19 protein-coding genes, 5 tRNA genes and 2 pseudogenes are annotated in these 23977 nt (G+C 46.0%); 14 read left to right on the forward strand and 12 right to left on the reverse strand.

The features are described 5' to 3' along the window. Window positions 1-67: 67 nt before the first annotated feature. From rsiW to AXI59_RS13595, 7 genes are all read right to left on the reverse strand, one after another. Window positions 68-694 (reverse strand): anti-sigma-W factor RsiW, encoded by a 627-nt coding sequence (rsiW, locus tag AXI59_RS13565; RefSeq protein WP_061528510.1) that lies wholly within the window; start codon window positions 692-694, stop codon window positions 68-70. 13 nt (window positions 695-707) lie between these two features. Continuing rightward, window positions 708-1271, reverse strand: coding sequence for an RNA polymerase sigma factor SigW (gene sigW, locus AXI59_RS13570; RefSeq protein WP_061521349.1), 564 nt, complete (start codon window positions 1269-1271; stop codon window positions 708-710). Between the two features lie 230 nt (window positions 1272-1501). Further along, a tRNA-Gln gene (locus tag AXI59_RS13575) sits at window positions 1502-1573 on the reverse strand. Between the two features lie 4 nt (window positions 1574-1577). Then, a tRNA-Tyr gene (locus AXI59_RS13580) sits at window positions 1578-1662 on the reverse strand. Window positions 1663-1681: 19 nt separating this feature from the next. Further along, window positions 1682-1754 (reverse strand) — tRNA-Thr (locus AXI59_RS13585). A gap of 5 nt (window positions 1755-1759) precedes the next feature. Continuing rightward, a tRNA-Val gene (locus tag AXI59_RS13590) sits at window positions 1760-1835 on the reverse strand. A 3-nt stretch (window positions 1836-1838) separates the two neighbouring features. Next, a tRNA-Glu gene (locus tag AXI59_RS13595) sits at window positions 1839-1910 on the reverse strand. 181 nt (window positions 1911-2091) lie between these two features. On the opposite strand from AXI59_RS13595, the gene AXI59_RS13600 reads away from it, so the two are divergent. The 13 genes and pseudogenes from AXI59_RS13600 (at window position 2092) to AXI59_RS13660 (ending at window position 16391) form a co-directional block, all read left to right on the forward strand. Continuing rightward, entirely contained in the window at window positions 2092-2547 is a 456-nt protein-coding gene (locus tag AXI59_RS13600; protein WP_061528511.1) for a 2-thiouracil desulfurase family protein, read from the forward strand. 14 nt (window positions 2548-2561) lie between these two features. Beyond that, window positions 2562-3038, forward strand: a complete 477-nt coding sequence (locus tag AXI59_RS13605; RefSeq protein ID WP_061528512.1) for a GNAT family N-acetyltransferase — start codon at window positions 2562-2564, stop codon at window positions 3036-3038. 99 nt (window positions 3039-3137) lie between these two features. Continuing rightward, the gene (gene murQ / locus AXI59_RS13610; protein ID WP_061528513.1) at window positions 3138-4055 is read left to right on the forward strand and encodes an N-acetylmuramic acid 6-phosphate etherase; all 918 of its coding nucleotides are present in this window, start codon (window positions 3138-3140) and stop codon (window positions 4053-4055) included. Window positions 4056-4067: 12 nt separating this feature from the next. Further along, window positions 4068-4919, forward strand: coding sequence for a MurR/RpiR family transcriptional regulator (locus tag AXI59_RS13615; RefSeq protein ID WP_061528514.1), 852 nt, complete (start codon window positions 4068-4070; stop codon window positions 4917-4919). A gap of 15 nt (window positions 4920-4934) precedes the next feature. Further along, entirely contained in the window at window positions 4935-6302 is a 1368-nt protein-coding gene (locus AXI59_RS13620; protein ID WP_061528515.1) for a PTS transporter subunit EIIC, read from the forward strand. Window positions 6303-6320: 18 nt separating this feature from the next. Continuing rightward, window positions 6321-7604: a penicillin binding protein PBP4B gene (pbp4b, locus tag AXI59_RS13625; protein ID WP_061528516.1), complete on the forward strand. Its 1284-nt coding sequence runs from the start codon at window positions 6321-6323 to the stop codon at window positions 7602-7604. Between the two features lie 46 nt (window positions 7605-7650). After that, a complete protein-coding gene (locus AXI59_RS13630; protein ID WP_061528517.1) occupies window positions 7651-9564 on the forward strand; it encodes a glycoside hydrolase family 3 protein in 1914 nt (637 codons plus the stop codon). Between the two features lie 15 nt (window positions 9565-9579). Next, on the forward strand, window positions 9580-10824 hold the full coding sequence (locus AXI59_RS13635) for an exo-beta-N-acetylmuramidase NamZ family protein (protein ID WP_061528518.1): 1245 nt from the start codon (window positions 9580-9582) through the stop codon (window positions 10822-10824). 140 nt (window positions 10825-10964) lie between these two features. Then, window positions 10965-12560, forward strand: a complete 1596-nt coding sequence (btr, locus tag AXI59_RS13640) for a bacillibactin transport transcriptional regulator Btr (protein ID WP_061528519.1) — start codon at window positions 10965-10967, stop codon at window positions 12558-12560. A gap of 87 nt (window positions 12561-12647) precedes the next feature. Then, on the forward strand, window positions 12648-13601 hold the full coding sequence (locus AXI59_RS13645) for an iron-hydroxamate ABC transporter substrate-binding protein (protein ID WP_061521359.1): 954 nt from the start codon (window positions 12648-12650) through the stop codon (window positions 13599-13601). Window positions 13602-13620: 19 nt separating this feature from the next. Next, on the forward strand, window positions 13621-14628 hold the full coding sequence (locus AXI59_RS13650) for a FecCD family ABC transporter permease (RefSeq protein ID WP_061528520.1): 1008 nt from the start codon (window positions 13621-13623) through the stop codon (window positions 14626-14628). Between the two features lies 1 nt (window position 14629). Next, window positions 14630-15640 carry an iron ABC transporter permease FeuC gene (gene feuC, locus AXI59_RS13655; protein WP_061521368.1) on the forward strand — a complete coding sequence of 337 codons (1011 nt, stop codon included), beginning with the start codon at window positions 14630-14632 and terminating at the stop codon, window positions 15638-15640. After that, window positions 15637-16391: pseudogene (locus AXI59_RS13660) on the forward strand (alpha/beta hydrolase). The gene feuC and the pseudogene AXI59_RS13660 overlap by 4 nt, the downstream one beginning before the upstream one ends. Here the strand turns inward: AXI59_RS13660 and AXI59_RS13665 are convergent. The 5 genes and pseudogenes from AXI59_RS13665 to AXI59_RS13685 all read right to left on the reverse strand — a co-directional run bounded on the left by AXI59_RS13665 (window position 16380) and on the right by AXI59_RS13685 (window position 22380). Further along, window positions 16380-17321 carry a bile acid:sodium symporter family protein gene (locus tag AXI59_RS13665; protein ID WP_156476289.1) on the reverse strand — a complete coding sequence of 314 codons (942 nt, stop codon included), beginning with the start codon at window positions 17319-17321 and terminating at the stop codon, window positions 16380-16382. The pseudogene AXI59_RS13660 and the gene AXI59_RS13665 overlap by 12 nt on opposite strands. Window positions 17322-17471: 150 nt before the next feature. Continuing rightward, window positions 17472-18854 (reverse strand): annotated as a pseudogene (locus tag AXI59_RS13670) (SulP family inorganic anion transporter). 289 nt (window positions 18855-19143) lie between these two features. Further along, complete coding sequence (locus AXI59_RS13675; RefSeq protein WP_061528522.1) at window positions 19144-20190, reverse strand: zinc-dependent alcohol dehydrogenase; 1047 nt, start codon at window positions 20188-20190, stop codon at window positions 19144-19146. Continuing rightward, window positions 20165-21115: an inositol monophosphatase family protein gene (locus AXI59_RS13680; protein ID WP_061528523.1), complete on the reverse strand. Its 951-nt coding sequence runs from the start codon at window positions 21113-21115 to the stop codon at window positions 20165-20167. Before AXI59_RS13680 ends, AXI59_RS13675 begins: the two co-directional genes overlap by 26 nt. Beyond that, entirely contained in the window at window positions 21112-22380 is a 1269-nt protein-coding gene (locus AXI59_RS13685) for an aspartate aminotransferase family protein (protein ID WP_061521365.1), read from the reverse strand. The genes AXI59_RS13680 and AXI59_RS13685 overlap by 4 nt, the downstream gene beginning before the upstream one ends. A 269-nt stretch (window positions 22381-22649) precedes the next feature. Between AXI59_RS13685 and AXI59_RS13690 the strand changes: the two genes are divergently transcribed. Next, the gene (locus AXI59_RS13690; RefSeq protein ID WP_061528524.1) at window positions 22650-23861 is read left to right on the forward strand and encodes an MFS transporter; all 1212 of its coding nucleotides are present in this window, start codon (window positions 22650-22652) and stop codon (window positions 23859-23861) included. The last annotated feature ends 116 nt before the right edge of the window (window positions 23862-23977 follow it).

A 23977-nucleotide genomic window follows, 5' to 3' on the forward strand; every position in this document is an offset into this window, starting at 1 on the left:
TTAAGTGAAATGAGCCTCCGCCCGAACTTATTTTTCACAGAAAAAAAGAGCAAAGCGAAAACTCGCTTTACTCATCTCCATTTGGGTCCAATGCGCTTACGATACCTTGGCCCGCCGATTTCAGTTCATACCAAACCCAGTCAAACAATTCGTTAATTTCTTCAATTTGTCCGGTGACTTGTCCGGCTGAGGCCATGTATTTTTCACCGTTTACCACAGTCACATTGCCGTCTACTTTCCCTTTAATGATCAGCTTGCCGTTTTTCACGGTGACATCGCCCTTTACAGTCTCACCTTCAGGAACGGTAACCGTGTGATTCTGGACGACAAGGTTCGGCTGTTTAGACACGCTGAAATTGTGGTCATTATGCCAGCTGTTGAAAAAACCGCCGCCCATTAAAATAACAAAAACCGCTGCGGCTGCAATCATCGGATGTGTTCTGAACCATCGTTTTACAGAAGCGCGTTTCTTCTCTTTTGGGAGATTCGCCATGACGTTGGCAGTAAAATCAGCAGGGGCTGTGACATGCGATGTGCTCCTGACGAGCGCTATGGATTTCTCCATTTCATGAAAATGCCTTTTGCAATTCTCGCATGACTGCAAATGTTGTTTTAATACGTTTTCATCTTCAGGAAGGATATCTCCATCAAGATGCTTATGCATAAGCTGCACAATCTGTTCAGGACAGCTCATTTCATCACCCCACTTAAAGATCCCTTAATTGTTTTCTAAGAGCCTCTCTGCCTCTGTGTATCCTTGTCTTTACCGTGCCGACGGGGATATTCAGAATCTCGCCGATTTCAATTAATGAGAGTTCGTCAATATACTTTAATACGATAACCGTTCTGTACTTGTCAGGCAGCTTTAATATCTTTTTCTGTATCGTGTCCGACAGCTCCAATGACAGTACAGCGTCTTCAGGGAGCACACCGTCCGCGGCAATTTGCGAATACATCGTCAGGCCCTCTGCTCCCGCTACCTCTGCATCCAGATAATAATCAGGCTTTTTTTTGCGAATGCGGTCAATGGTCAAATTGGTCGCAATTCTGTAAAGCCATGTTGAAAATTTCCGGTTTATATCGAAGCTGTCGATATTGACATACGCTCTGATAAAAGCTTCCTGCGCAATATCCTCCGCTTCGTGAACATTGCCGAGCATGCGGTAGCATAGCTGATATATCTTGTCTTTGTAAAGATCAACGATGTCTGCAAACGCATTTTGATCGCCTTTTTTGACTTGCTTGATTCTTTTTTTGATCATGTTTTCCATGTTTTATCTAACCTCTGCCCTTCACCGGTCTGTATGTATACGTCTTTTGTTTTAAAAGGTTTCATTTTTTTGATAGATTTATTTTACCAAATTTCAGGCAGGGTGTAGATGGAAAATACAGAATATACTGCCTTAACAGCAGCTTAAAAATATTATATCTGATGAACAATCGGAAATCGAGGTAATTATCCAACAAAAAAAGACACCCTTTCAGTAAAAGGTGTCCGTGACTGGGCTAGCTGGATTCGAACCAACGCATGACGGAGTCAAAGTCCGTTGCCTTACCGCTTGGCTATAGCCCAATAATGGTGGAGGGGGGCAGATTCGAACTGCCGAACCCTGAGGGAGCGGATTTACAGTCCGCCGCGTTTAGCCACTTCGCTACCCCTCCGTATTTGATTTAAAAACAGTGCCGGCCAGAGGACTTGAACCCCCAACCTACTGATTACAAGTCAGTTGCTCTACCAATTGAGCTAGGCCGGCAAATATGGTGGAGGATGACGGGCTCGAACCGCCGACCCTCTGCTTGTAAGGCAGATGCTCTCCCAGCTGAGCTAATCCTCCATATGACCCGTACGGGATTCGAACCCGTGTTACCGCCGTGAAAGGGCGGTGTCTTAACCGCTTGACCAACGGGCCGTTGTGTCTGCTTCGAGCTGACAAAAGTTATTATATACAGGTTGTACCCCATTTGTAAAGAGGAATTTTATATTTTTTATTTTCAAACTTTTTTACCCGTTTTTTAACTGAAAAACTCGTCTCTCTTCTTTTATTTATTTTATGATAGATCTATCACAGCGTATTGGAGGAATCAATTCAGATGATCTTAGTCAGCTCTTGTCTCGGCGGCATTGAATGCAGATATAACGGCTCCCACTCCGCGTCCGAAAAAATCCGCAGGCTTGTGGAAGAAAAGAAAGCTGTTATGGTCTGTCCCGAACTTCTGGGCGGCTTCACCACTCCCCGCGAGCCGGCGGAAATTATCGGCGGAACAGGCGAAGATGTGCTGAACGGAACGGCAAAAATCGTAACGGCATCAGGCGAAGACGTAACAGCTTTATATATGAACGGCGCGGCCAAAACACTAGAATACGCAAAAGAAATAGGCGCCGACACCGTCATTCTAAAAGAAAACAGCCCGTCCTGCGGCAGCAGCTTTATCTATGACGGCACTTTCTCAGGCCAAAAAATAATTGGCGACGGCATCACTTCCGCCCTTTTAAAACAGGCCGGCTGCCGCGTCATATCAGAAAATGAGCTTGATCAATTGAAATAAAGGAGAGATCTGCCTTGAACGTAACTCTGTCCTTCTATAAACCGGAACACTTGGACGCCCTGAACGGGTTTGTGCTGCATGAAGAAGATAAGAAATTTTCCGCTCTCCCGCAGGATGTCCTGACACAAGCCATCGTCATACGGGACCGATATCCGGCAGTCATTTTAAACGGAGACCGTCCCGTCGGCTTTTTTATTTTACATACATCCAAAGAAACCATATCCCCGTATTCTAACAATGCTTTTGCCATTTTGCTGAGCGCCCTGTCCTTACACGCGCCGCATCAAGGAAAAGGCTATGCCAAACAAGCTATGCTGCAGCTTCCCGCTTTTGTCAAAAGCTATTTCCCATGGTGTGATGAAATCGTGCTCGCTGTTAATCATCTCAATCACCGTGCAAAACACCTTTACCAAACAACCGGTTTCATTGATAAAGGGCGCCGCAAAATCGGCCCGATCGGGGAACAATACATTTTGCATCATTTTTTATGAAAGCGTTTAAAATTTTATTTCACAAAAAGCCGATTTTTCTTGAAACATTATGTCAAAAGCCCATATACTTCAAGTAATAAATACCTGGGAGGTACACATATGACAGACCGGCTGAACATTCACAAACTGACGACAGAAACAAGAAATCCGCAAACCGCTTCTATCCATCAAGCAGACACATTGGAAATCCTGCAATTCATCAATCAAGAGGATTTTAAAGTCGCAGAAGCCGTGCAGCAGGTTCTTCCGGATATTCAAACCGCAGTCGAATTCGCGCACGAATCGCTGCAGCGAAACGGCAGGCTGATTTATGCGGGGGCAGGGACAAGCGGCAGGCTCGGCGTATTAGACGCAGTTGAATGTCCGCCTACCTACAGCGTGAGCCCTGAGACTGTCATCGGATTGATGGCCGGAGGAGCAGACGCCTTTTTACGTGCTTCGGAAGGAATAGAAGACAGCGAAGAAGCAGGAGCTGACGATATAAAGTCGATCGGCCTGACCGAAAACGACACGGTCATTGCCATCGCAGCAAGCGGGCGCACACCGTATGCGGCAGGCGTGCTGAAATACGCAAAAACAATCGGCGCCAAAACCGTTGCGCTGACTTGCAATAAACATTCACTCATTGGCCGTTATGCCGATCACAGCATCGAAGTCATCGTCGGACCCGAGGTGATTACAGGCTCAACACGAATGAAAGCGGCGACAGCACATAAAATGATTCTGAACATGATTTCCACAGCCGTCATGATTAAAAGCGGCAAAGTGTACGAGAACTTAATGGTGGACGTTCATGTCAGCAATGAAAAACTGAAAGAACGGGCAATCGGCATTATCCAAACTATCACGGGCGCCTCGTACGACACGGCAAAAGAAACACTCGAAGCCGCTGATCTCCACGTCAAAACAGCGATCGTTATGCTGAAAACCAATTCGGATGAAAATCATGCCGCAGCATTGCTCAAAGAAGCAGGAGGCTTCATTGACAAAGCCATCGAGCACCATCATTCCATGTAAGGAGAGACGCAATTGGCCAACGGCGGATTATCAATTATTCAGGCAATGAAGCACAAGCTCCCCCCGTCAGAACGCAAGCTTGCCGACTATATTTTACAGCATCCCCACGAAACGGCCGGCGCCACTGTCCATGACGTCAGCGCCTCTGCCGGCACAAGCGGGGCAGCCGTGATCAGGCTATGCAAATCACTCGGCTTAAAAGGATTTCAAGAGTTGAAAATGCGAATCGCAGGAGACTTGGCAAAGCCTTCAGAGCAGGGCTACAGAGACATTCAGCCGAATGAGCCGCTCAGCTCCATTTCTGAGAAAGCGGCTGGCAATGCCATTCAAGCCATCCAGGATACTGCCGGCATTACAGACTATAAAGTGCTGAAACAAGCAGTATCAGCCCTATCGCAAGCCCGCGCCGTCCACTTCATCGGCGCAGGCGCTTCAGGAATTGTCGCCCGGGACGCCCAGCAGAAATGGCTTCGCGTCAATAAACAAGCGACTGCTTTTTCCGACACGCATCTCGTCGCGTCATTAATCGCAAACGCCGGCAAACAGGATATCGTATTTGCCGTATCGTTTTCAGGAGAGACTCAGGAGATAATTGATCTCGTTTTATTGGCAAAGAAAAAAGGTATACAAATTATCAGCCTGACAGCATTCAGCCAAAACGCAATCTCATCTTTAGCGGATATTTCTTTATATACCGCACACTCAAATGAAGCGCCTTTTCGCAGCGCCGCCACATCATCCCGGTTAGCCCAGCTTTTTATGATTGATATATTGTTTTTAGGCATGGCCTCGGAGGAATACGAGGAAACCATTGGATATATTGATAACACAAGAGAAGCCATCCGATTGATGAGACACCCATAAAGAGGAGGGGTTTTGATGCGCAAAGACGAATTTTACAATACGTTAGCCAAAGACATCTTAAAGCACTGCGGCGGGCCATCCAATATTTCAAGCTTCACCCACTGTATGACACGTCTGAGGATTACGCCTTTTGACAAGGATCAAACAGACATTGAAGCGTTAAAGCAGCTCGAAGGCGTCATCGGCGTAGTGGAAGCCGAAACACTGCAGATCATTCTCGGAACGGGAGTCGTCAATCATGTCGCCGCCGCTTTCTCAAAACTTACGGCGCCAGAAAAAAACTCCGATTTAAAAGAAGCCGCCTCACAAAAAAAAGCAGATATCAACAGAAAAAATGAGACACCGATTAAATTATTTCTAAGAAAAATATCCAGCATCTTCATCCCTCTCATTCCCGCACTCATTGCATCAGGCTTAATCACCGGCATCACAAAAGCCGTTATTCAAGCCGGCTGGCTCTCAAAAGAATCCCAAATCGCACTTATATTAACGGTAATCGGCTCAGGCTTATTCGCTTACCTAGGCGTCTTAGTCGGTATAAATGCCGCCAAAGAATTCGGAGGAACACCCGCGATGGGCGGATTGGCGGGCATTTTGATCCTCAACCCCGAAATCGCCAATATCAGTTTATTCGGAGAAAACCTCCTCCCTGGCAGGGGAGGGCTGATCGGCGTCCTTTTCGCAGCCATTTTTATCGCTTATACCGAACGATTCATCAGGCGGTATATTCATCAATCTATCGACATCATCGTTACGCCTACCTTATCTTTACTCATCACCGGATTGGTTACGTATGTCGTCTTTATTCCTGCAGGCGGTTTTATTTCTGATCTCATTACCTCAGGTTTATTGTCGCTGCTGCAATTTGGCGGTGTTATTTCCGGATTCATATTAGGCGCGGTGTTCCTGCCCCTTGTCGTCACAGGCCTTCACCAAGGTTTGACCCCCGTGCATCTGGAATTAATCCGATCCATCGGGGATGATCCGCTTCTGCCAATTCTCGCGATGGGCGGCGCAGGTCAAGTCGGCGCGGCCTTCTCCATATTTATGAAAACAAAAAAAGCCTCACTGAAAAGAGCGATAGGAGGCGGACTGCCATCCGGTCTTCTGGGGATCGGAGAACCGCTTATATTCGGGGTTACTCTCCCGCTCGGCCGGCCGTTTTTGACTGCATGTTTAGGTGCGGGGGTTGGCGGGGCCTTCCAAGCCCATTTTCAAGTGGCGACATTCTCCATCGGAGTTTCCGGGCTTCCGCTCTCTTTTCTCGTTCACCCGCCGCAAATCGTTTTATATATCATCGGTCTGCTTATTTCCTACGCGGCAGGCTTCTTATTCACCTATGCTTTCGGGTTTACAGACGACATGGCAGCTGAATTCGATTAAGCCGGGAGGGATCAGTCTATGAAAACGCTGGTAATCGCATTTCTCACTATCACATTAAGCCTTTCTTTTCTGCCGCCGCATAAAGCCTATGCCCAATCCAAATCATACGATACAGCAAAGCTGAGAAAGGTTGATCAAATGATTGAAAAAGACATTGCCGCAGGCTTCCCCGGAGCCGTTCTCGTCGTTGTAAAGGACGGACGAGTGATCAAAAAGAAAGCGTACGGCTACCGCAAAAAATATGAAGGAGATACACTTCTGCGCCGGCCGGAAAAGATAAAAACAACAACCATGTTCGATTTAGCCTCCAATACGAAAATGTACGCCGCCAATTTCGCATTACAGCGCCTGGCCAGCCAAGGAAAGCTTGATCTCTATGAAAAGGTATCCGCTTATTTACCTGATTTCAAGGACAGAAATGACGATCCGATAAAAGGAAAAGACAGCATCCGCGTCATTGACGTGCTTCTGCATCAATCCGGGCTGCCCTCGAGCTTTTATTTCTACCAGCCGGACACAGCGGGCCAATATTATTCTCAAGCTCGGGAAAAAACAATCCGCTATCTCACACGCATACCATTAGATTACAAACCGGGGACGAAACACGTATACAGCGATATCGGCTATATGCTCCTCGGATGCATCATTGAAAGCATAACCGGAAAAACCCTTGATGTGTATGCGGAACAAGAGCTGTATAAACCGCTGAAACTGACGCATACGCTGTTCAATCCGCTGAAAAAAGGCTTTAAAGCCCAATCGTTTGCGGCAACCGAACGTTTAGGCAACACGAGAGACGGGGTCATCCATTTTCCCAACATAAGGACGTATACGCTGCAGGGCGAGGCTCACGATGAAAAGGCATTTTACTCCATGGGGGGAGTTTCCGGGCATGCCGGGCTGTTTTCCCGAGCCGATGACATGGCCGTCCTGCTTCAAGTCATGCTGAACGGCGGCAGCTATAAACACGTTTCACTCTTTACCAAACAAACCGCTGAACTGTTCACAACGGCCGCTTCCTCCGACCCGACATACGCTCTTGGCTGGAGGAAGAACGGCAGCCAGGACATGGAGTGGATGTTCGGTCCGTATGCCAGCAAGCAGGCATACGGACATACGGGATGGACCGGTACTGTGACCATCATTGACCCGGCGTACAAACTGGGCATTGCACTGTTGACGAATAAAAAGCATTCACCGGTCGCCAATCCCGCTGAAAACCCTAATGTATTCGAAGGAGATCTTTTTCCAACCGGGAGTTACGGAAGTGTCATAAAAGCGATTTACGAAGCCATTGAATGACAACCTATGTCTTTTGTCCAAACTATGACGGCAGGAGGACACCATCATGAAACTTGTCATCTCAGCAGTATTACTGTTGTTTATCGTTTTCGGCACACAGCAGGCCGCGACAAAGCAAGATATTCCTTCACAGGCGAAGCAAGCGGTATCCCGCATGACATTAGATGAGAAATTGGGGCAGATGCTCATGCCTGATTTTCGCAATTGGCAAAAAGATGGGCAGTCATCGCCCCAGGCATTCACCCAAATGAATAACGAAGTCGCCGGGCTTATTAAAAAATATCAATTTGGCGGCGTCATTTTATTTGCAGAAAATGTAAAAAACACTGAGCAGACTGTCCGCCTCACAGATGCTTTTCAAAAGGCCAGTCCGAAAATTCCGCTTTTATTAAGTATTGATCAAGAAGGCGGCATCGTGACACGGCTCGGGGAGGGTACTCATTTCCCAGGCAATATGGCCCTTGGCGCTGCAAGAAAAACAGCTTACGCGTCCCAGACAGGCGCCATCATCGGAAAAGAGCTCAAGGCCTTAGGCATCAATACAAATTTTGCTCCCGTTCTGGACATTAATAACAATCCCGGCAATCCGGTTATCGGCGTCAGGTCATTCAGTGCAAATCGGGATCTGACGGCGTCACTCGGCCTTGCCTCCATGAAAGCTCAGCAAAAACAGAATGTCGCCTCAGCCGTCAAACATTTCCCGGGACATGGCGACACAGATGTCGACAGCCATTACGGCCTGCCGCTTGTTACCCACAGCCAAGAAAGACTTCGAGAAATCGAGCTTTATCCTTTCCAGCAGGCAATTAACGCCGGAGCCGATATGGTCATGACAGCACATGTACAATTTCCGGCTTTTGATGATACCACCTATAAAAGCAAACTGGACGGTTCAAATATCCTCGTACCCGCTACACTCTCAAAAAAAGTCATGACTCGTCTTCTCCGTGAAGAAATGGGCTTTGATGGCGTCATCGTCACGGATGCGTTAAATATGAAAGCAATCGCTGATCATTTCGGACAGGAAGAGGCGGTCGTCATGGCGATAAAAGCAGGGGTCGATATCGCCCTGATGCCTGCTCAGGTGACGTCACTGCAAACAGAAAAACGTTTTGAAGACGTCCTTTCCGCCTTAAAAAAAGCGGTTCAAAAAGGGGATATTCCCCTTCAGCAAATTAACAAATCCGTTGAACGAATCATTTCCCTGAAAATAAAACGCGGCATATATCCCGCACCGAAAGAAACAAGCCTGAAAAAGAAAATCGCAAAAGCAAAGCAAACCGTCGGCAGTAAGGGCCATTTGAAGACAGAAAAAAAGATTGCGGAAAAAGCAGTGACTGTTCTAAAAAACGAGGACCGGACACTTCCGTTCAAGCCGAAAAAAAACAGCCGCATCCTCATCGCCGCGCCTTATGAAGACCAGACAGCATCAATAGAAGAAACCATACGGCAGCTCATCAAGAAAAAAGAGATCAAGCCGGTAATAATCAGCAAAATAAACTTTGCGGAGCGCACCTTTAATGACGAAGACAAACAGAAGGCAGCCAATGCCGATTACATGATTACAGGCTCATATGTCGTAAAAAATGACCCTGTCGTTAACGACGGCGTCATCGACGATTCCGTGACAGATCCCGGCAAATGGACGACGGCTTTCCCGCGGGCATTGATGAAAGCGGCACAATCTTATCAAAAACCCTTTGTGCTGATGAGCCTGCGAAATCCTTACGACGTTGCCAATTTCGAAGAAGCAAAAGCTCTCATCGCCGTCTACGGTTTCAAGGGGTATGCGGACGGACGATACCTCCAGCCAAACATACCGGCCGGCATCGAAGCGATATTCGGGCGGACAAAACCGATAGGCAGACTGCCGGCGGATATCCCTTCGGTCACCCATCCCGGAACAACCCTATACCCATTTGGATACGGCCTCAACATCAAAACCGGTAAACCGCTTTAAACAGGAGGGCTTATGATGAAAAAACAAACGGCTGCGCTTCTCGCCGGATTACTCGTCATCGGCGCCATGACGGCAGTCTCGGCTTCTTCCGATAAAGACATTCAAATCACCAAGAAAGCGAAAGTCCAAACAGGCATCGACCGTTTGCTGAAAGAGTATAAAAAACAGCTGAAAGGGAAAAAAATCGGACTGATTACCAATCCGACCGGTGTAAACTCATCAATGAAAAGCAGTGTTGATGTGCTTTACGAGTCACCATACATTCATCTGACAGCATTATTCGGACCGGAGCACGGCGTTCGGGGCGACGCGCAAGCCGGAGACAAGGTCACATCATATATTGACGAAAAAACAGGCCTCCCCGTCTACAGTCTATACGGAGACACGAAGAAACCGACGCCTGAGATGCTGAAGGATACAGATGTTCTGATCTTTGATATTCAAGACGTCGGCACACGGTACTACACCTACATTTACACAATGGCTTATGCGATGGAAGCCGCCAAAGAAAAAGGCATTCCTTTCTTCGTCTTAGACCGTCCCAACCCCCAAGGCGGAGGAAGCCCTGACGGACCTGTGCTGGAGCCCGATTACGCTTCCTTTGTCGGGCTGTATCCGATTGCGCTGAAGCACGGGATGACCATCGGTGAGCTCGCTTTATTATTCAATCGGGAATTTCAAATTGGGGCCGACCTCACCGTAGTAAAAATGAAGCATTGGAAACGGACGATGACAATGGAAGACACCGGTCTGCCTTTTGTCCTTCCGTCGCCTAACATTCCGACTCCGGACAGCATATTCGCGTACTCCGCAACAGGCCTAATTGAAGGCACAAATGTATCAGAAGGAAGAGGCACGACGAAGCCGTTTGAATTCATCGGCGCGCCTTACATGAAAAGCACCGAGCTTGAGGAACGCCTTAACAGCCTCAAGCTCCCTGGCGTCACATTCAGAGCCGCATCGTTTATTCCGAGCTTCTCGAAGCATCAAGGCAAGCTATGCCACGGAGTGCAATTATATGTGACAAACAGAAACACCTTCGAAGCAGCGAAAACAGGCCTCTCGATCATTAAAACGATACACAGCCTATATCCGAATGACTTTTCATTCCTGTCGACAGGATCTTTCGACAAATTGATCGGCAACGGCTGGGTGCGCAAAAAAATAGAAAACGGTGCTTCAATTGCAGAAATAATGAACACGTATCAACGCCGCCTCGACCAATTCAAGCTCGTGAGAAAGCAATACCTCATTTACTGACAAAATTCGTGTTACACGTGAAACGTTTTTCGACGCTTTTCTCCTTTCCACTTTTTATAGGAAAACATTCATTTATTTGGTACAATTTAATTGATAATTATTATCATTTGAATGAATGTTTCCTAAAAAGGTGGTCTCTTATGCAAAACGCATTGTTCTTTCAGCCAATTGACTTTATCTCCATTAAAAAAACCGCAGAACTCCTGTCAGAGCATCAGCTCACTGATTCTCCGGTACTAATCTTTCATCTAAAAGGCAAAGGGCGTATTGACATTGGAACAGACAGCTTCCCGCTGCAGAAAGAAACGCTCTACATTTGTCCTCCTGAAGAGACATTCAGTATCGAACCGGCGCCGTCAGGCTCCATCCATTTGTACATTGTCAGGCTCCGTGCCTTCTCTTATTCAAAAGACGACAGAGCCATGCTTCCCCAAACCGGAGAAGACATTTTTCACGGCCTTCAGCAACTGAATATACAAACGGTTGAAAATCTGACAAGCCGCCTTCAGTCATTGACCGAAAACGCCCACTCGTCTGACACGCTTGTGAAAATGAAATATACAGCTGATTTTCAGCAGCTTATGTATGACCTCTATTCGGCAAATGTATGCCATCAAAACAATACAAAAGCAGCAATTGAACAGACAAAGCAATTTATAAAGGCACAATCCGATACAAAAATAACGCTCACCCAGCTTGCCCAAATGGCCGGAATCAGCGCTAAACATTACAGTGAAACTTTTAAAAAACTATATGGGAAAAGCGTAACAGAATACATAACAGATATACGCGTAACAAATGCAAAAAAACTGATGTCCAAAGCAAACTGCAAGCTGAGAGAAATCGCTCATCAAACCGGCTACCAGGACGAATTTTATTTCAGCCGCCTTTTCAAAAAGCACACCGGCAGCTCACCTACAAGCTATATGAAAAAAAGGCGCTCAAAGATGGCGGCATACGGGAAAGAAATGATAGGGCATCTGACTCCGCTCCATCATATTCCTTATGCCGCAGCGCTTCATCCGAAGTGGACAGCCTATTATTACAAACAATTTGCTCCCGATATCCCGGTTCATCTCAGCGCCTACCGTTCGAATGCGAACCGGGAAGAGAACCTGGAAATGCTGGCTCAAGCTGCCCCAGACGTGATTTTCAGTATGGACTCGGTCAGTAAGGAAGAAAAAAAGCGCCTGAATGAAATAGCCGACGTCTTTTATGTTCCGTCACAAGAAAATTGGAGAACGCAATTTCTGCGCACAGCAGCATACTTACATGAGGAGAAGGAAGCACAGCATTGGCTGGAATCGTATCAAAGCCTCGTACATTCGGCGAAGGAATCTCTGGAGCGGCTGCAAAAGTATCGTTTCTTATTCATCCGCCTTTATAAGGAAGATTTTTATCTTGCCCATAACAAAAGTATACAAGATGTCTTTTTCGGAGATTTGGCCTTCACTTCTGCAAAGCCAAAGCATATCGCCGCAGACCAAAAGATTTCATTCAACATGCTGGCTGATTGCCAAGCTGACTCTCTCATGCTCTTTACCTGTAAAGAACCGGAAACGCTTGACTATTTTCAGCGTATACAGCAGACCGAGGAATGGCAAAACCTCAGAGCTGTCCGCGATAAACGGGTGTATCCCGTTTCATCAGACCCATGGGGTGAATATTCTCCAAGCGGCCATCAGCGGATCATTCAGCAAAGCATTTCCATTTTTTCCGAAGATCGTCCATGGTAATACCGGAAATTATCCATGGTCTTCTGCCTGTTCATTCTCTATAATTCCAATTGATAATAGTTATCAATTGAACAGGAGGAACAATAGATGAAGAAATTAGCATTTGCTTTCATGATTTTGCTTTTAGCTTTCACAGCCGCGGCTTGCGGAAGCGCAGAGACATCTGATACAGCAAGTAAAGGAAAGGGCTCTTCAGATAAACAGAAAATTGAGTACCTCGGAAAAACATATGAAGTGAAAGCGCCTACCGATAAACTTGCCATTACAGGCAGTGTGGAATCAATGGAAGACGCTAAGTTGCTTGACGTCCATCCGGCAGGAGCCATTTCATTCTCAGGCAAATTCCCTGATTTATTTAAGGACATTACAGACAAATCCGTATCCACCGGAGAAAAGATGCAGCCGAATATGGAGAAAATTCTCGAGCTGCAGCCGGATGTCATTCTGGCATCAACAAAATTCCCGGAAAAAACGTTAAAAAAATTAAGCAGCACTGCTGAGACCATCCCTGTCTCTCATATCTCATCAAACTGGAAAGACAATATGATGCTGCTCGCCCAGCTCACGGGAAAAGAAAAAAAAGCGAAACAGATCATTGCCGATTACGAACAGGATCTGAAAAAGACGAAAACAAAAATCAATAACAAAGCGAAGAAATCAAACGCGCTTGTCATCAGAATCAGACAAGGCAATATCTATATTTATCCGGAACAAGTATATTTCAACTCTACGCTATACGGTGATTTAGGCCTGAAGGCGCCGGCTGAAGTAAAAGCGGCAAAAGCGCAGGAGCTTATTTCTTTAGAAAAATTAAGTCAAATGAACCCTGATCATATCTTCGTACAATTTTCAGATGATGAGAACGCAGATAAGCCGGATGCTTTAAAAGACTTAGAGAAAAACCCGATCTGGAAAAGCCTGAAGGCGGTCAAAGAAAACCATGTATACGTTAATACGATTGATCCTTTAGCTCAAGGCGGGACGGCTTGGAGTAAAATCCGCTTCTTACAAGTCGCGGCTGATAAATTGACTCAAGACTAATGAAGAGTAGGTTTTTCACATGTATTCAAAACGGCGGACACACATTATTTTAATCGCTGCTCCGTTTGCCATTGTTCTGTCATTGCTGCTTTCCGTTTTATATGGCGCAAAGCAGCTTGACGCTCATACTGTGTTTTCCGCATTGCTTCATTTTAATCCGGAGAATACCGACCATCAGATCATATGGCATTCAAGAATCCCAAGGGCGGCCGGCGCTATGTTTATCGGTGCGGCCCTTGCTGTTTCCGGAGCGCTCATGCAGGGAATCACACGGAACTATTTGGCGTCGCCTTCGATTATGGGTGTATCGGACGGCTCCGCTTTTATCATTACACTTTGCATGGTTTTGCTCCCTCAATCAACATCCATTGAAATGATCATATACTCGTTCATCGGCTCTGCATTTGGCGCCGCCCTGGTTTTCGGGCTGGCCTCCATTCTGCCCGGCGGCTTTACCCCGGTGCAGCTTGCAATCATCGGAACGGTGACAAGTATGCTTCTCAGCAGTCTATCGGCTGCGCTTTCTATCTATTTTCAAATCTCGCAGGATCTCAGTTTCTGGTACAGCGCAAGACTCCATCAAATGAACCCTGATTTTTTAAAACTGGCCGTCCCGTTTTTCGCAATAGGAATAATCGTTGCAATGATTCTCAGCAAAAAGGTCACCGCCGTATCATTAGGAGACGACATTTCAAAAAGTCTGGGACAGCAGAAAAGATCCATCAAACTCATCGCGATGGCAGCTGTTGTGATATTAACCGGAAGCTCTGTGGCGCTGGCCGGAAAAATCGCCTTTGTCGGTTTGGTCGTTCCGCATATCACACGATTTCTTGTCGGATCAGATTACAGCCGGCTGATTCCTTGTTCCTGCATCATCGGCGGCGTTTTCCTGACACTTTGCGATCTTGCCAGCCGTTTCATTAATTATCCGTTTGAGACACCGATCGAAGTGGTCACATCTATCATCGGCGTTCCTTTCTTTCTTTACCTCATTAAAAGAAAAGGAGGGGATCAGCGTGGTTCGTAAAATGGCCGGAATCTATATAATCCTGATCGCTTTGATTCTGCTTGTAAGCTACGTCAGCATGACAAGCGGTTCCTTTTCCGCAAAGCCGGGAGAACTGCTCAGTACGCTCTTTCATATCCATCCTAATCCGCAATATGAAATTTTGCTGTTTCAGCTGAGGCTGCCCCGCATCGTGATGGCCGCCGCCGTCGGGCTCGGATTGGGAATAGCCGGAGCCGTCATCCAAGCCGTCACTAAAAACGGACTTGCCGATCCGGGCATATTGGGCATCAACGCAGGAGCCGGAGCGGGCATTGTTGCATTTATGCTGCTGTTTCAGGGACAATCCGAAGCGACAGCATTGGCATCCGCGATGGGTATGCCTTTTTTCGGTCTCATCGGCGGACTGATGGCGGCAATTTTCATTTATATTTTCGCTTGGCACAGAGGCCATCTGGAATCCGGGAGAATCATTCTCGTCGGGATCGCCATGAATTCCGGGTTCAGCGCGCTGTCATTATTTTTATCGTTAAAAATGGACCCGCAAGATTATGAGATGGCGATGGTCTGGAAAAACGGCAGCATCTGGTCGGCGAACTGGATGACTATTACGGCGATTCTGCCGTGGCTGATTGTATTCATTCCTTTACTGATCACAAAATCTTCTTTGCTGGATACCATCCGTTTTGACGAAGACACAGTGAAAAGCCTCGGTGTTTCAACGAATAAAGAAAAAACGATTTTACTGATTGCCTGCATCGCTCTTATCAGCGCGTGCGTTTCCGCAGCAGGCAGCATGGGATTTGTCGGGCTGATCGCGCCTCACATTTCCCGCAGGCTTGCCGGTATTGAACATCGTTATTCATTACCCGTCAGCGGCTTGGTCGGCATGCTTCTCGTCATATCCGCCGACTTTGCGGGTAAACTGTTCTTTCAGCCGTCAGAGGTTCCCGCAGGCATTATTCTCGCCATCCTGGGCGTTCCTTATTTCTTCTATTTATTGTTCAAGCAAAAAAAGGGGATGGACGCATGAGAGGCACGCTCATGGAACACCGTATAAATGGAAGGACATGCACAGTGTATCTGCCGCCTTCCTATTCGGCTCGCGCGCGGAGGCTTTCCCTTGTGTATATGTACTGGATGGCGGTTATTTGTTTTTAGAACAGATTGATTTTCTCGAAACACAATTTGCACAAGAAAAACTGCCCGAACTCATTTTTGCAGGGATCGAGCCGGATACCAGACTAGATGAGTACACACCATGGCCTGCGCCATCCCTCAGCCCCGATTACCAAGACTTCGGCGGCAAAGGGGACCTTTACTTATATGATTTGACACATCATTTCATCCCAATGGCTGAGGAGAAATGGAACATATCTAAAAACCCGAGGACAAGAGGTTTAATCGGTGCTTCGTTAGGCGGGCTGTTTTCCATGTACGCCTTTTTACAAAAGTCTGGCGTGTTCGGCAGAATCGGCTCTCTTTCCGGATCGTTTTGGTATGAAAAAGCGGCATGCTTTGTCCGTTCCGCGCCTTTACGGCCGAAACAGCAGCGTATTTATATGTCTGTCGGAAGCCGCGAAGCAGAACATAAAAACAACATCCAAAACACGATGGTCAAACAGAACATAGATGTTCATGAAAGCCTTAAAAACATAGGCTTCTCCCCATCACAGCTCATGTTCACTATCGAAAAAGACACCGTGCACCATCAAGAAGCTTTTATCAAACAATTCGTTTCAGCCTTAAACTGGCTATACGGAAAAAACCGCTCACGTGGCTGAGCGGTTTTTTTCATACTTGATGACGACCGGCTTCAATTCAAATCGTTTCAGCAAAAAGCCGAAAAAAGCGGCAAGGATTTGCTGAAAAAGCATCCCGATAACGACCGGAACCGCCACTTGTGACGGAAAAAAAGAAACGGCAAGAACGGCCCCTGCGCTGATATTGCGCATACCTCCCGTATAAATCAGCGACACAATTTCATCCTGGCTCCGTTTCATCAGCCTTCCGATCAGCCAAGCGACCGCATAGCCCGTCATTGCGATAAAAAATACCATTGCCGCGATACCCACAAATTTTATATCCACATGTGTGACATACGGCGCGATTTCTGAACTGTTAATCGCAATGACAATCATCAGACAGATTTTAGAAATGGGAGACAGCGTCCGGCTTACCGCTTGCGTCCTGGCTGGCGAAGAAAACTGGTTGAAAAGCATACCCAAAATAGACGGGAGCACCACCATCTCCACCAGCCCTTTCATCATTCCCCACACATCCATTTGGACATTTGCCCCGGCCAATACAGAAAGGCTTAACGGAACGATAAAAGGAGAAAGCACGGTATCAACAAGAATAATAGAAAGCGTTAATCCGACATTCCCCTTATACATCGCAGCCCAAATCAAACTCGTAATTCCGGTTGGAATCACCACGCCCATAATAAGCCCTGTCGTGGTTAAAGGATCGCCGCTGAATATCAGATGGCCGCTTCCCCATGCAAAAACCGGCATGAAGATATGCAAAACAAATAAAGCCATGATCATAGGGAGCGGCTGCTCAATACTGCGCTTCAGCGATTGGAAATTGGCGCTCAAGCTGCCCGTAAACGTAATAAACGCGAAAATCCACGGCACAGCGCCGCCCATCCAGCTGATATGCTGTGATAACAGCACACCTGCCGCTACACTCGACGGAGTTAAAAGCGGCATAATCCTCCCCAACACTTGATTCAACTTCTGAAGCAACATCATATGCAAGTCTCCTATATACGGTTTTCAAGTCTCATCCATTATAACAATGCCCTCCGGCAAATTTAACCGAAAAAAAGCCCGGATATATTCATCCGGACTTCACAAATTCTATGCCATTTGCTTCATTATATTTTGGCTTTTCTGATTTAATCCCTTTAATTCCGCTTCAATTCCTTGATCTTTACATTTAGCGACAATTTTTTCAAGAGCGGCCGCTCCTGAAGCGTCCCAGACATGAGCATCGGTTAAATCAATGACAATCCGCTCGACATCGTCATGATAAACGATCGCATTTGTCAGCTCAGTCACAGAAGCAAAAAAGATTTGCCCCGTTACCTTATATGCTCTGACGTTTTTATGTTCGGAATGTGATACAATCGTCAGCTTTGAAATTTTAGCCGTGAAAAAGACTGCGCTTAATAACACACCGGCAAAAACGCCTTTTGATAAATCATTTGTAAGGACGACGGTAACGACAGTAATCACCATAACGATCGAATCAGTCAGCGGCGCTTTCCGCAATCCTTTAATAGATGACCAATCAAACGTGCCGATTGACACCATAATCATCACGGCCACAAGTGCCGCCATCGGAATTTTCACGACGATATGGCTTAAGACGGCAATTAAAAACATCAAAAACGCTCCCGCGACAAAAGCTGATAACCGCCCGCGGCCGCCGGCTTTCGTATTGATGACTGACTGCCCGATCATCGCACACCCGGCCATTCCGCCGAAAAATCCGGTCACGATATTGGCGATCCCTTGCCCGCGGCTTTCTTTGTTTTTGTCACTGTCTGTGTCAGTCATCTCGTCAATAATCTGAGCCGTCAGCAATGACTCAAGCAAACCGACCAATGCAAGCGCTAAAGAATACGGGAAAATAATCCGTAATGTCTCAAACGTCAACGGAACATCCGGAATCAAAAAATGCGGAAGTGAACTCGTAATGCCGCCCATATCGCCGACTGTCCGAACGTCCGCATGAAAGACAACCGCAATGACCGTCATGACAATGATAGCCACCAGCGAAGACGGAACAGCTGTCGTAAGCTTCGGCAGAAGATAGATGATGGCAAGTGATCCGGCAAGCATGGCGTACATCATCCATGAAGCTCCGGTAAACTGCGGAAGCTACGCAGAAAAAATTAAAATCGCCAATGCATTCACAAATCCGATCATGACCGAACGCGGAATGAACTTCATTAACCTTGCAATCTTGCTGACACCTAAAATAAATTGAATAACACCTGTCAAAATCGTTGCGGCAAATAAATACTGCAGCCCGTGATCCGCCACCAATGTTACCATCACAACCGCCATAGATCCTGTTGCGGCCGAAATCATTCCCGGTCTTCCGCCGAAGATAGAAATAATAATAGCGATACAAAATGATGCATAGAGGCCAATCATAGGATCGACTCCCGCAATAATCGAAAAACCGATCGCTTCAGGAATTAAAGCCAAAGCAACCAAAATACCGGCCAGAATATCTTTACGGACATTCCCAAACCACTGCTGTTTTAACGTAAACCATTCAAATCATAACGACTCCTTTTACATATAAAAATCCGCACCGTATTAGTTGGAAGCATTGATTTTCATCGGACGGAACAAAGAAGAATACTTACGGGGAACCGGAGGAAACGCTCAGAGTATAATGTATTGAGGAAAGGAATAGTTATTCAAAGAGTATCATATTAAATTTTAAACAAATGTGCAAGGTCAAAAAAAACGGCTCAAATCGAGGGGGAAAATGAGCCGTTTTGATGTTCTTCTTTTATAATAGCTCCGGATCACACACAAGAATGGTCTTAATGGCGCTGATATCGGTTCTTTCTTTTGTAACCGGGTCAATACCCATCAAGTTCTCGATGGCTTGTTCAAAATTCTCCAATTCTACCTTTTCAGTGATCAAATCATAGAGCTGAGGGAGATCGGAGGCACATGATAACGCAGCCTCCATAATCTGCCGCGCTTCACCCGTGCCGACAATCGTCACACCGTTGGAGAGCAGCTGATACGGCCTGACCGTCATCTCATACGTATCGTCAAAGCCCATAGGGACAAGCCTGCCTCCCTTTTCTATTAAAGGATAAGCCCAATCAAGCTGATTGCCGATTGCGTCAAAAATAACATCAAATTTTCTTCCTTGATTAATCTGCTTTACTTCCTCGACAGTCAAGGCTTCAGGATGATAGACATGATCGGATATACGGCTTGCCGCCTCAGTCCGAAAGCTTCCTATTTCCGTTGCAACCGTCAGCCTTGCCAGTTTTTTCACCATCATCTGCACAAGCAGGCCGATTGGTCCTGATCCCAATACCAATACGGAATCCTCCGGCTGAATTGAGGCCTTGTCCACGACATTCAGCACGCACGAAAGAGGTTCAACCAATGTGGCCCGCTCCCATTCCATTGAATCCGGAATTTTATACATGAACCGGTCTTCCCCCACATAATACTCCGCAAACGTCCCGTGCGCGCCGATCCCAAGCTGCCAATCCTCAAAGGTTTCACAATAACAGGTCAGCCCTTTTCGGCAATAATAACATTTACCGCAAAACTGCGTGGGATCAATCACGACCCGGTCTCCGACTTGTACATTTGTGACATCTTGACCGACTTCAACGACTGCCCCGACTGATTCATGCCCCATAATCATTTGATGGGTCGCATTCATTTTTCCCTTTAAAACATTCAAGTCAGTGCCGCAGATGCCGGTGCCGAAAATTTTCACTTTGACATCATTGTCTTTCCGAATTTGAGGCTCGTCCACCTCTTGATATTCAAGTTTATCGTTAGGAGTCCAGACCAACGCCTTCATATCTCTCTTCCTTTCTGCCCCAGCGGATTTGGTCCAGCAGCTTTTGATGAAGCTCCTTCGTAGATGCCGCAATACATGATTGCTGATTTTGATAACTTAAATCGGTGAGAAGCGTATTGTCCAAAGACTGGCCATATGCATCAGTAATCACTACACCCGCTTTTTTTGCCAAAAATACGCTGGCAGCGATATCATAAGGGAATAAGTGCAAAACCTGTCCGTTCCCGACCTGCTGAAAATCAGAGAGCAGTTTTGGATCATCTTTCAGCAGTCGGTTGCCGATATCGACATAAGCATCCATCTGTCCTGTAATAATTCTGGAGATCGAATAAGAAGCGCTGTTGAAAACAAAGACGCCTCCATTATTTGCTGATTGGTCAATCAAGTGTCCGTAAGCGTCAGTCATGAGATGCGCCGGATGTCCGTTAAATTCAAGGCTCCAAAACATGTTTTTTATGTCTTGCACGCCGCTCAAATTCGGTAATTCTCCCTGATAATCTTCAAATTGGATAGCGTCACTATAAATATCACCGTACATATAAGCGCCGGATTTAAGCTCAAGCAAAAAAGCAAATTCGATATCCTTTATTTTTGCGTCCTGCTTATACGAAGCCAATGCAATCGAAATGCATGACATTTCAAGCCCCGCAGCAGCCGGCCGCGTTCCGTCTATAGGATCTACAATCAAAATATACTGCGGATTTTCTCCAACCAGCTTCAGTCCGCCATCTTCCGTGTAAAAAGCGACGGGATGTTCCTGCTTCTGAATATAGTCAAGAACCGCATCCTCGGCGGCTGCATCAATGTTAAACTGTGCATCGCCTCCCGGAGAGTACCCGTTGACCAGCCGATTTTTCAGCGTACCTTTTTGATTTTTCACCTTTTGATAAACGAATTTCCCAAGTTCAATAATATAGTCCCTCACTTGATTTCCTCCAATAGCTTGCGGAGCCTGTAGCAGAGCACCTCAGCTTCACTAAGTGTAATGGTTAAAGGCGGACGGATTTTAAATACATTTCCGAATCCGTATCGTGACGTCCGGAGAATTAATCCGTGATCCATCGCCCGTTTCGCGATATAATTGGTCAGCTCTACATCCGGCTCATTGTTTTCTTTTACAATTTCAACGCCAATCATCAGGCCGACGCCTCTTACATCAGCAATAAAAGCAAAATCCTCTTTCATCGTTTCTAAGCGATCCATAATATAGTTTCCGACAGTCGTCACATTCTCTAAAAAGCCGGGGCGCTGCATAATGTCAATGGTTTTACAGGCAGCAGCAGATGCCATCACATTCGAACCGTAAGTAAAGGAATGAGTATAACCGGGCAATCCTGTATACTTTTCTTCCGTCACAGTGGCGGCGACTTGGAAGCCCGTGCCTCCCAGCCCCTTAGCGACAGTCATCATATTAGGTTTTACATCAAAGTGGTCGGCAGCAAACATCTTTCCGGTCCGGCCGAAACCGGTTTGAATTTCATCAAAGATCAAAGTGATATCATGCTCATCACAAAGCTTTCTCAGCTGTTTAAAATATTCCTTAGGCGGAACGACATTTCCTCCGTTTCCGGAGATCGGTTCAACAATCATAGCGGCAATTTTTCCATTGCTCGCATACTCAATAAAATCATTAATTCTTTCTACGCACAGCATGCCGCATGTGTCTGGTTTTTGATTATAAAAACAGCGATTGCAATACGGATCGGGAACTTGCAAACCAAAAGAAATTTGAGGCGGGAACGGTTCTTTTCGAAATGAATTACCGGATAAAGCAGACGTCATGTAAGTTTGTCCGAGGTGGCTTCTGAATAGGGAGATAACATCAGTTTTTCCGGAATAGTACTGAGCCATTTTAATAGCTCCTTCATTCGCGCCGGAACCGCTGCTGACTTTAGGGTGTACTTTTGTGAGATTATCAGGGGTGATTTCTACAAGTTTTTCAGCCAGTTTGTTAACTGCGTCTGTTTGAAAGGAAGATGTAACATGGATCAGCTTATCTGCCTGATCTTTAACCGTGTCAATGACTTCTTTGTTTCCGTAGCCTAGATTCAGGTTAAATGTAGCGGAGGCACAATCAATATATTCATTTCCCTCTTGATCGTACAGGTAAATCCCTTCTCCTCGCTCCATTACTACATCATCAACACCGTAATACAAGCTGTCTGGATTCGTGATTTCCTTCGTTCCCACATTACCACCCCTATTAAATTATTAGAAATTCGCTTTTTATCGTATTAATTATTGAAATTAATGTCAACGCACTTTTTGTAAAATATGTTAACAATTTGTTAACGTTATCATTAGGGGTGTGCAGGGAAAAGTTATGTGATATAGTAACAATAATTGGGATTAATGTAAAATAATTTATCGACGCTTCTATCATATCCGCTAAAATCCTATTCGCATCATGTCATAACTAGTAGAGAGAAATATTATTTTACCAATAAGGAGATAAAATGATGAAAACTCGTCTGCTGTGGATTGGCTGTTTTTCTTATGGATCAATTGCTTTTACACTCGTTATTCTTGGAGCCGTATTGCCTGAGTTACTCACACATTATTCACAAAGTTACAGTAATGGCGGAATATTAGTGTTCTCTCAATTCATGGGCTTCCTAATCGGTGTCCTCGGAATGCCTTATATGGTGAAAAAGCTGGGACGCAAAAACGTGGTTATCTTTGGCTTGGCGCTCATCAGCTGTGAAATTGTGATATCCTTCCTCCCACCTTGGCCTTTACTCTTTCTTCTTGTCAGCATAGCTGGGCTGGGCGCGGGCTTAGTAGAGTCCTGTGTAGGAACCATTATCCTCACGGCTATTAAAGAAAGACAAGCCGTGGCCATGAGTAAGATGGAGGTTGCTTATGGACTGGGCGCACTGTTTATGCCGCTGCTGTCAGGCTTTCTTATCAACAGCCACATGTGGACATTAGCATTTTCGGTCTTAGGATTAAGCAGTTTGGCGCTTTTGGTCGCTTGGAAACAAATGAGCTTCGGCAGTATTGATCAATTGCTCATACGTAAAGAAGATTCTCCCGGCACCGATAAAAAAGAAAGCCCAAACTACCGGACTCATGGATTGCTGTTTATTTCTATGGCAGCTGCTTACTTCTTCTTCTACGGAGGCAGTGAAGTATCAATCGTACACTTTATCCCCTCAATCTTCGCTGAGAAATGGGATATCCCCAACTCTTTAGCTACGATAACGGTAACAATTTATTGGACCGGCATGATCATCGGCCGGTTATTAACAGGCCCGGTATCAGAAAAACTAACCTACCACCGGTTTCTCCGTCTCATAAGCATTGGCGGTCTGGCCGCGCTTGCCGTATTAGCGTTAAGTAAAACCGTTTGGCTCGGTTTTGCTCTTTGTTTCTTCTTAGGTCTGTTCATGGCCGGTATGTTCGCAATCGCATTAATCATCACCAATCACTTTTACCCCGGAAAAACAGAACAAACCACCAGCATCCTGCTTGCTTCAAATGGGCTGGGAGGATCAATTCTTCCAATAGCTGTTGGCTGGAGCTTAGATGAATATCCGGCACAAACTGCGTTCTGGCTGTTCACAGCTTTGATGCTGGTCATGCTCCTGATTGTATTCAGTTTAAGAATGCTCGAAACAATTAAATCAAACAGCCTTAGAAATCATAGCAGCAAAGCAAAATCTATATAAACACAAAAAGCTAATGCTCTCTTCAGGAGGCATTAGCTTTTATATTAGAGATCTTTTTTCTAAATAAAAAACCCAGCTCATGATGAGCTGGGTTAAAGATTGCTTGGCGGCGTCCT

Origin of the sequence: Bacillus nakamurai (assembly GCF_001584325.1) — a bacterium.
GTDB lineage: Bacteria > Bacillota > Bacilli > Bacillales > Bacillaceae > Bacillus > Bacillus nakamurai.

Bases quoted from the DNA above. Each gene is read 5' to 3' on its own strand.
- pbp4b (WP_061528516.1), top strand. From the start codon at position 6,321: ATGAAAACGCTGGTAATCGCATTTCTCACTATCACATTAAGCCTTTCT.
- AXI59_RS13690 (WP_061528524.1), top strand. From the start codon at position 22,650: ATGAAAACTCGTCTGCTGTGGATTGGCTGTTTTTCTTATGGATCAATT.
- murQ (WP_061528513.1), top strand. From the start codon at position 3,138: ATGACAGACCGGCTGAACATTCACAAACTGACGACAGAAACAAGAAAT.
- AXI59_RS13635 (WP_061528518.1), top strand. From the start codon at position 9,580: ATGAAAAAACAAACGGCTGCGCTTCTCGCCGGATTACTCGTCATCGGC.
- sigW (WP_061521349.1), bottom strand. From the start codon at position 1,271: ATGGAAAACATGATCAAAAAAAGAATCAAGCAAGTCAAAAAAGGCGAT.
- feuC (WP_061521368.1), top strand. From the start codon at position 14,630: ATGGCCGGAATCTATATAATCCTGATCGCTTTGATTCTGCTTGTAAGC.
- AXI59_RS13630 (WP_061528517.1), top strand. From the start codon at position 7,651: ATGAAACTTGTCATCTCAGCAGTATTACTGTTGTTTATCGTTTTCGGC.
- btr (WP_061528519.1), top strand. From the start codon at position 10,965: ATGCAAAACGCATTGTTCTTTCAGCCAATTGACTTTATCTCCATTAAA.
- AXI59_RS13620 (WP_061528515.1), top strand. From the start codon at position 4,935: ATGCGCAAAGACGAATTTTACAATACGTTAGCCAAAGACATCTTAAAG.
- AXI59_RS13600 (WP_061528511.1), top strand. From the start codon at position 2,092: ATGATCTTAGTCAGCTCTTGTCTCGGCGGCATTGAATGCAGATATAAC.
- AXI59_RS13645 (WP_061521359.1), top strand. From the start codon at position 12,648: ATGAAGAAATTAGCATTTGCTTTCATGATTTTGCTTTTAGCTTTCACA.
- rsiW (WP_061528510.1), bottom strand. From the start codon at position 694: ATGAGCTGTCCTGAACAGATTGTGCAGCTTATGCATAAGCATCTTGAT.
- AXI59_RS13665 (WP_156476289.1), bottom strand. From the start codon at position 17,321: ATGCCGCTTTTAACTCCGTCGAGTGTAGCGGCAGGTGTGCTGTTATCA.
- AXI59_RS13675 (WP_061528522.1), bottom strand. From the start codon at position 20,190: ATGAAGGCGTTGGTCTGGACTCCTAACGATAAACTTGAATATCAAGAG.
- AXI59_RS13650 (WP_061528520.1), top strand. From the start codon at position 13,621: ATGTATTCAAAACGGCGGACACACATTATTTTAATCGCTGCTCCGTTT.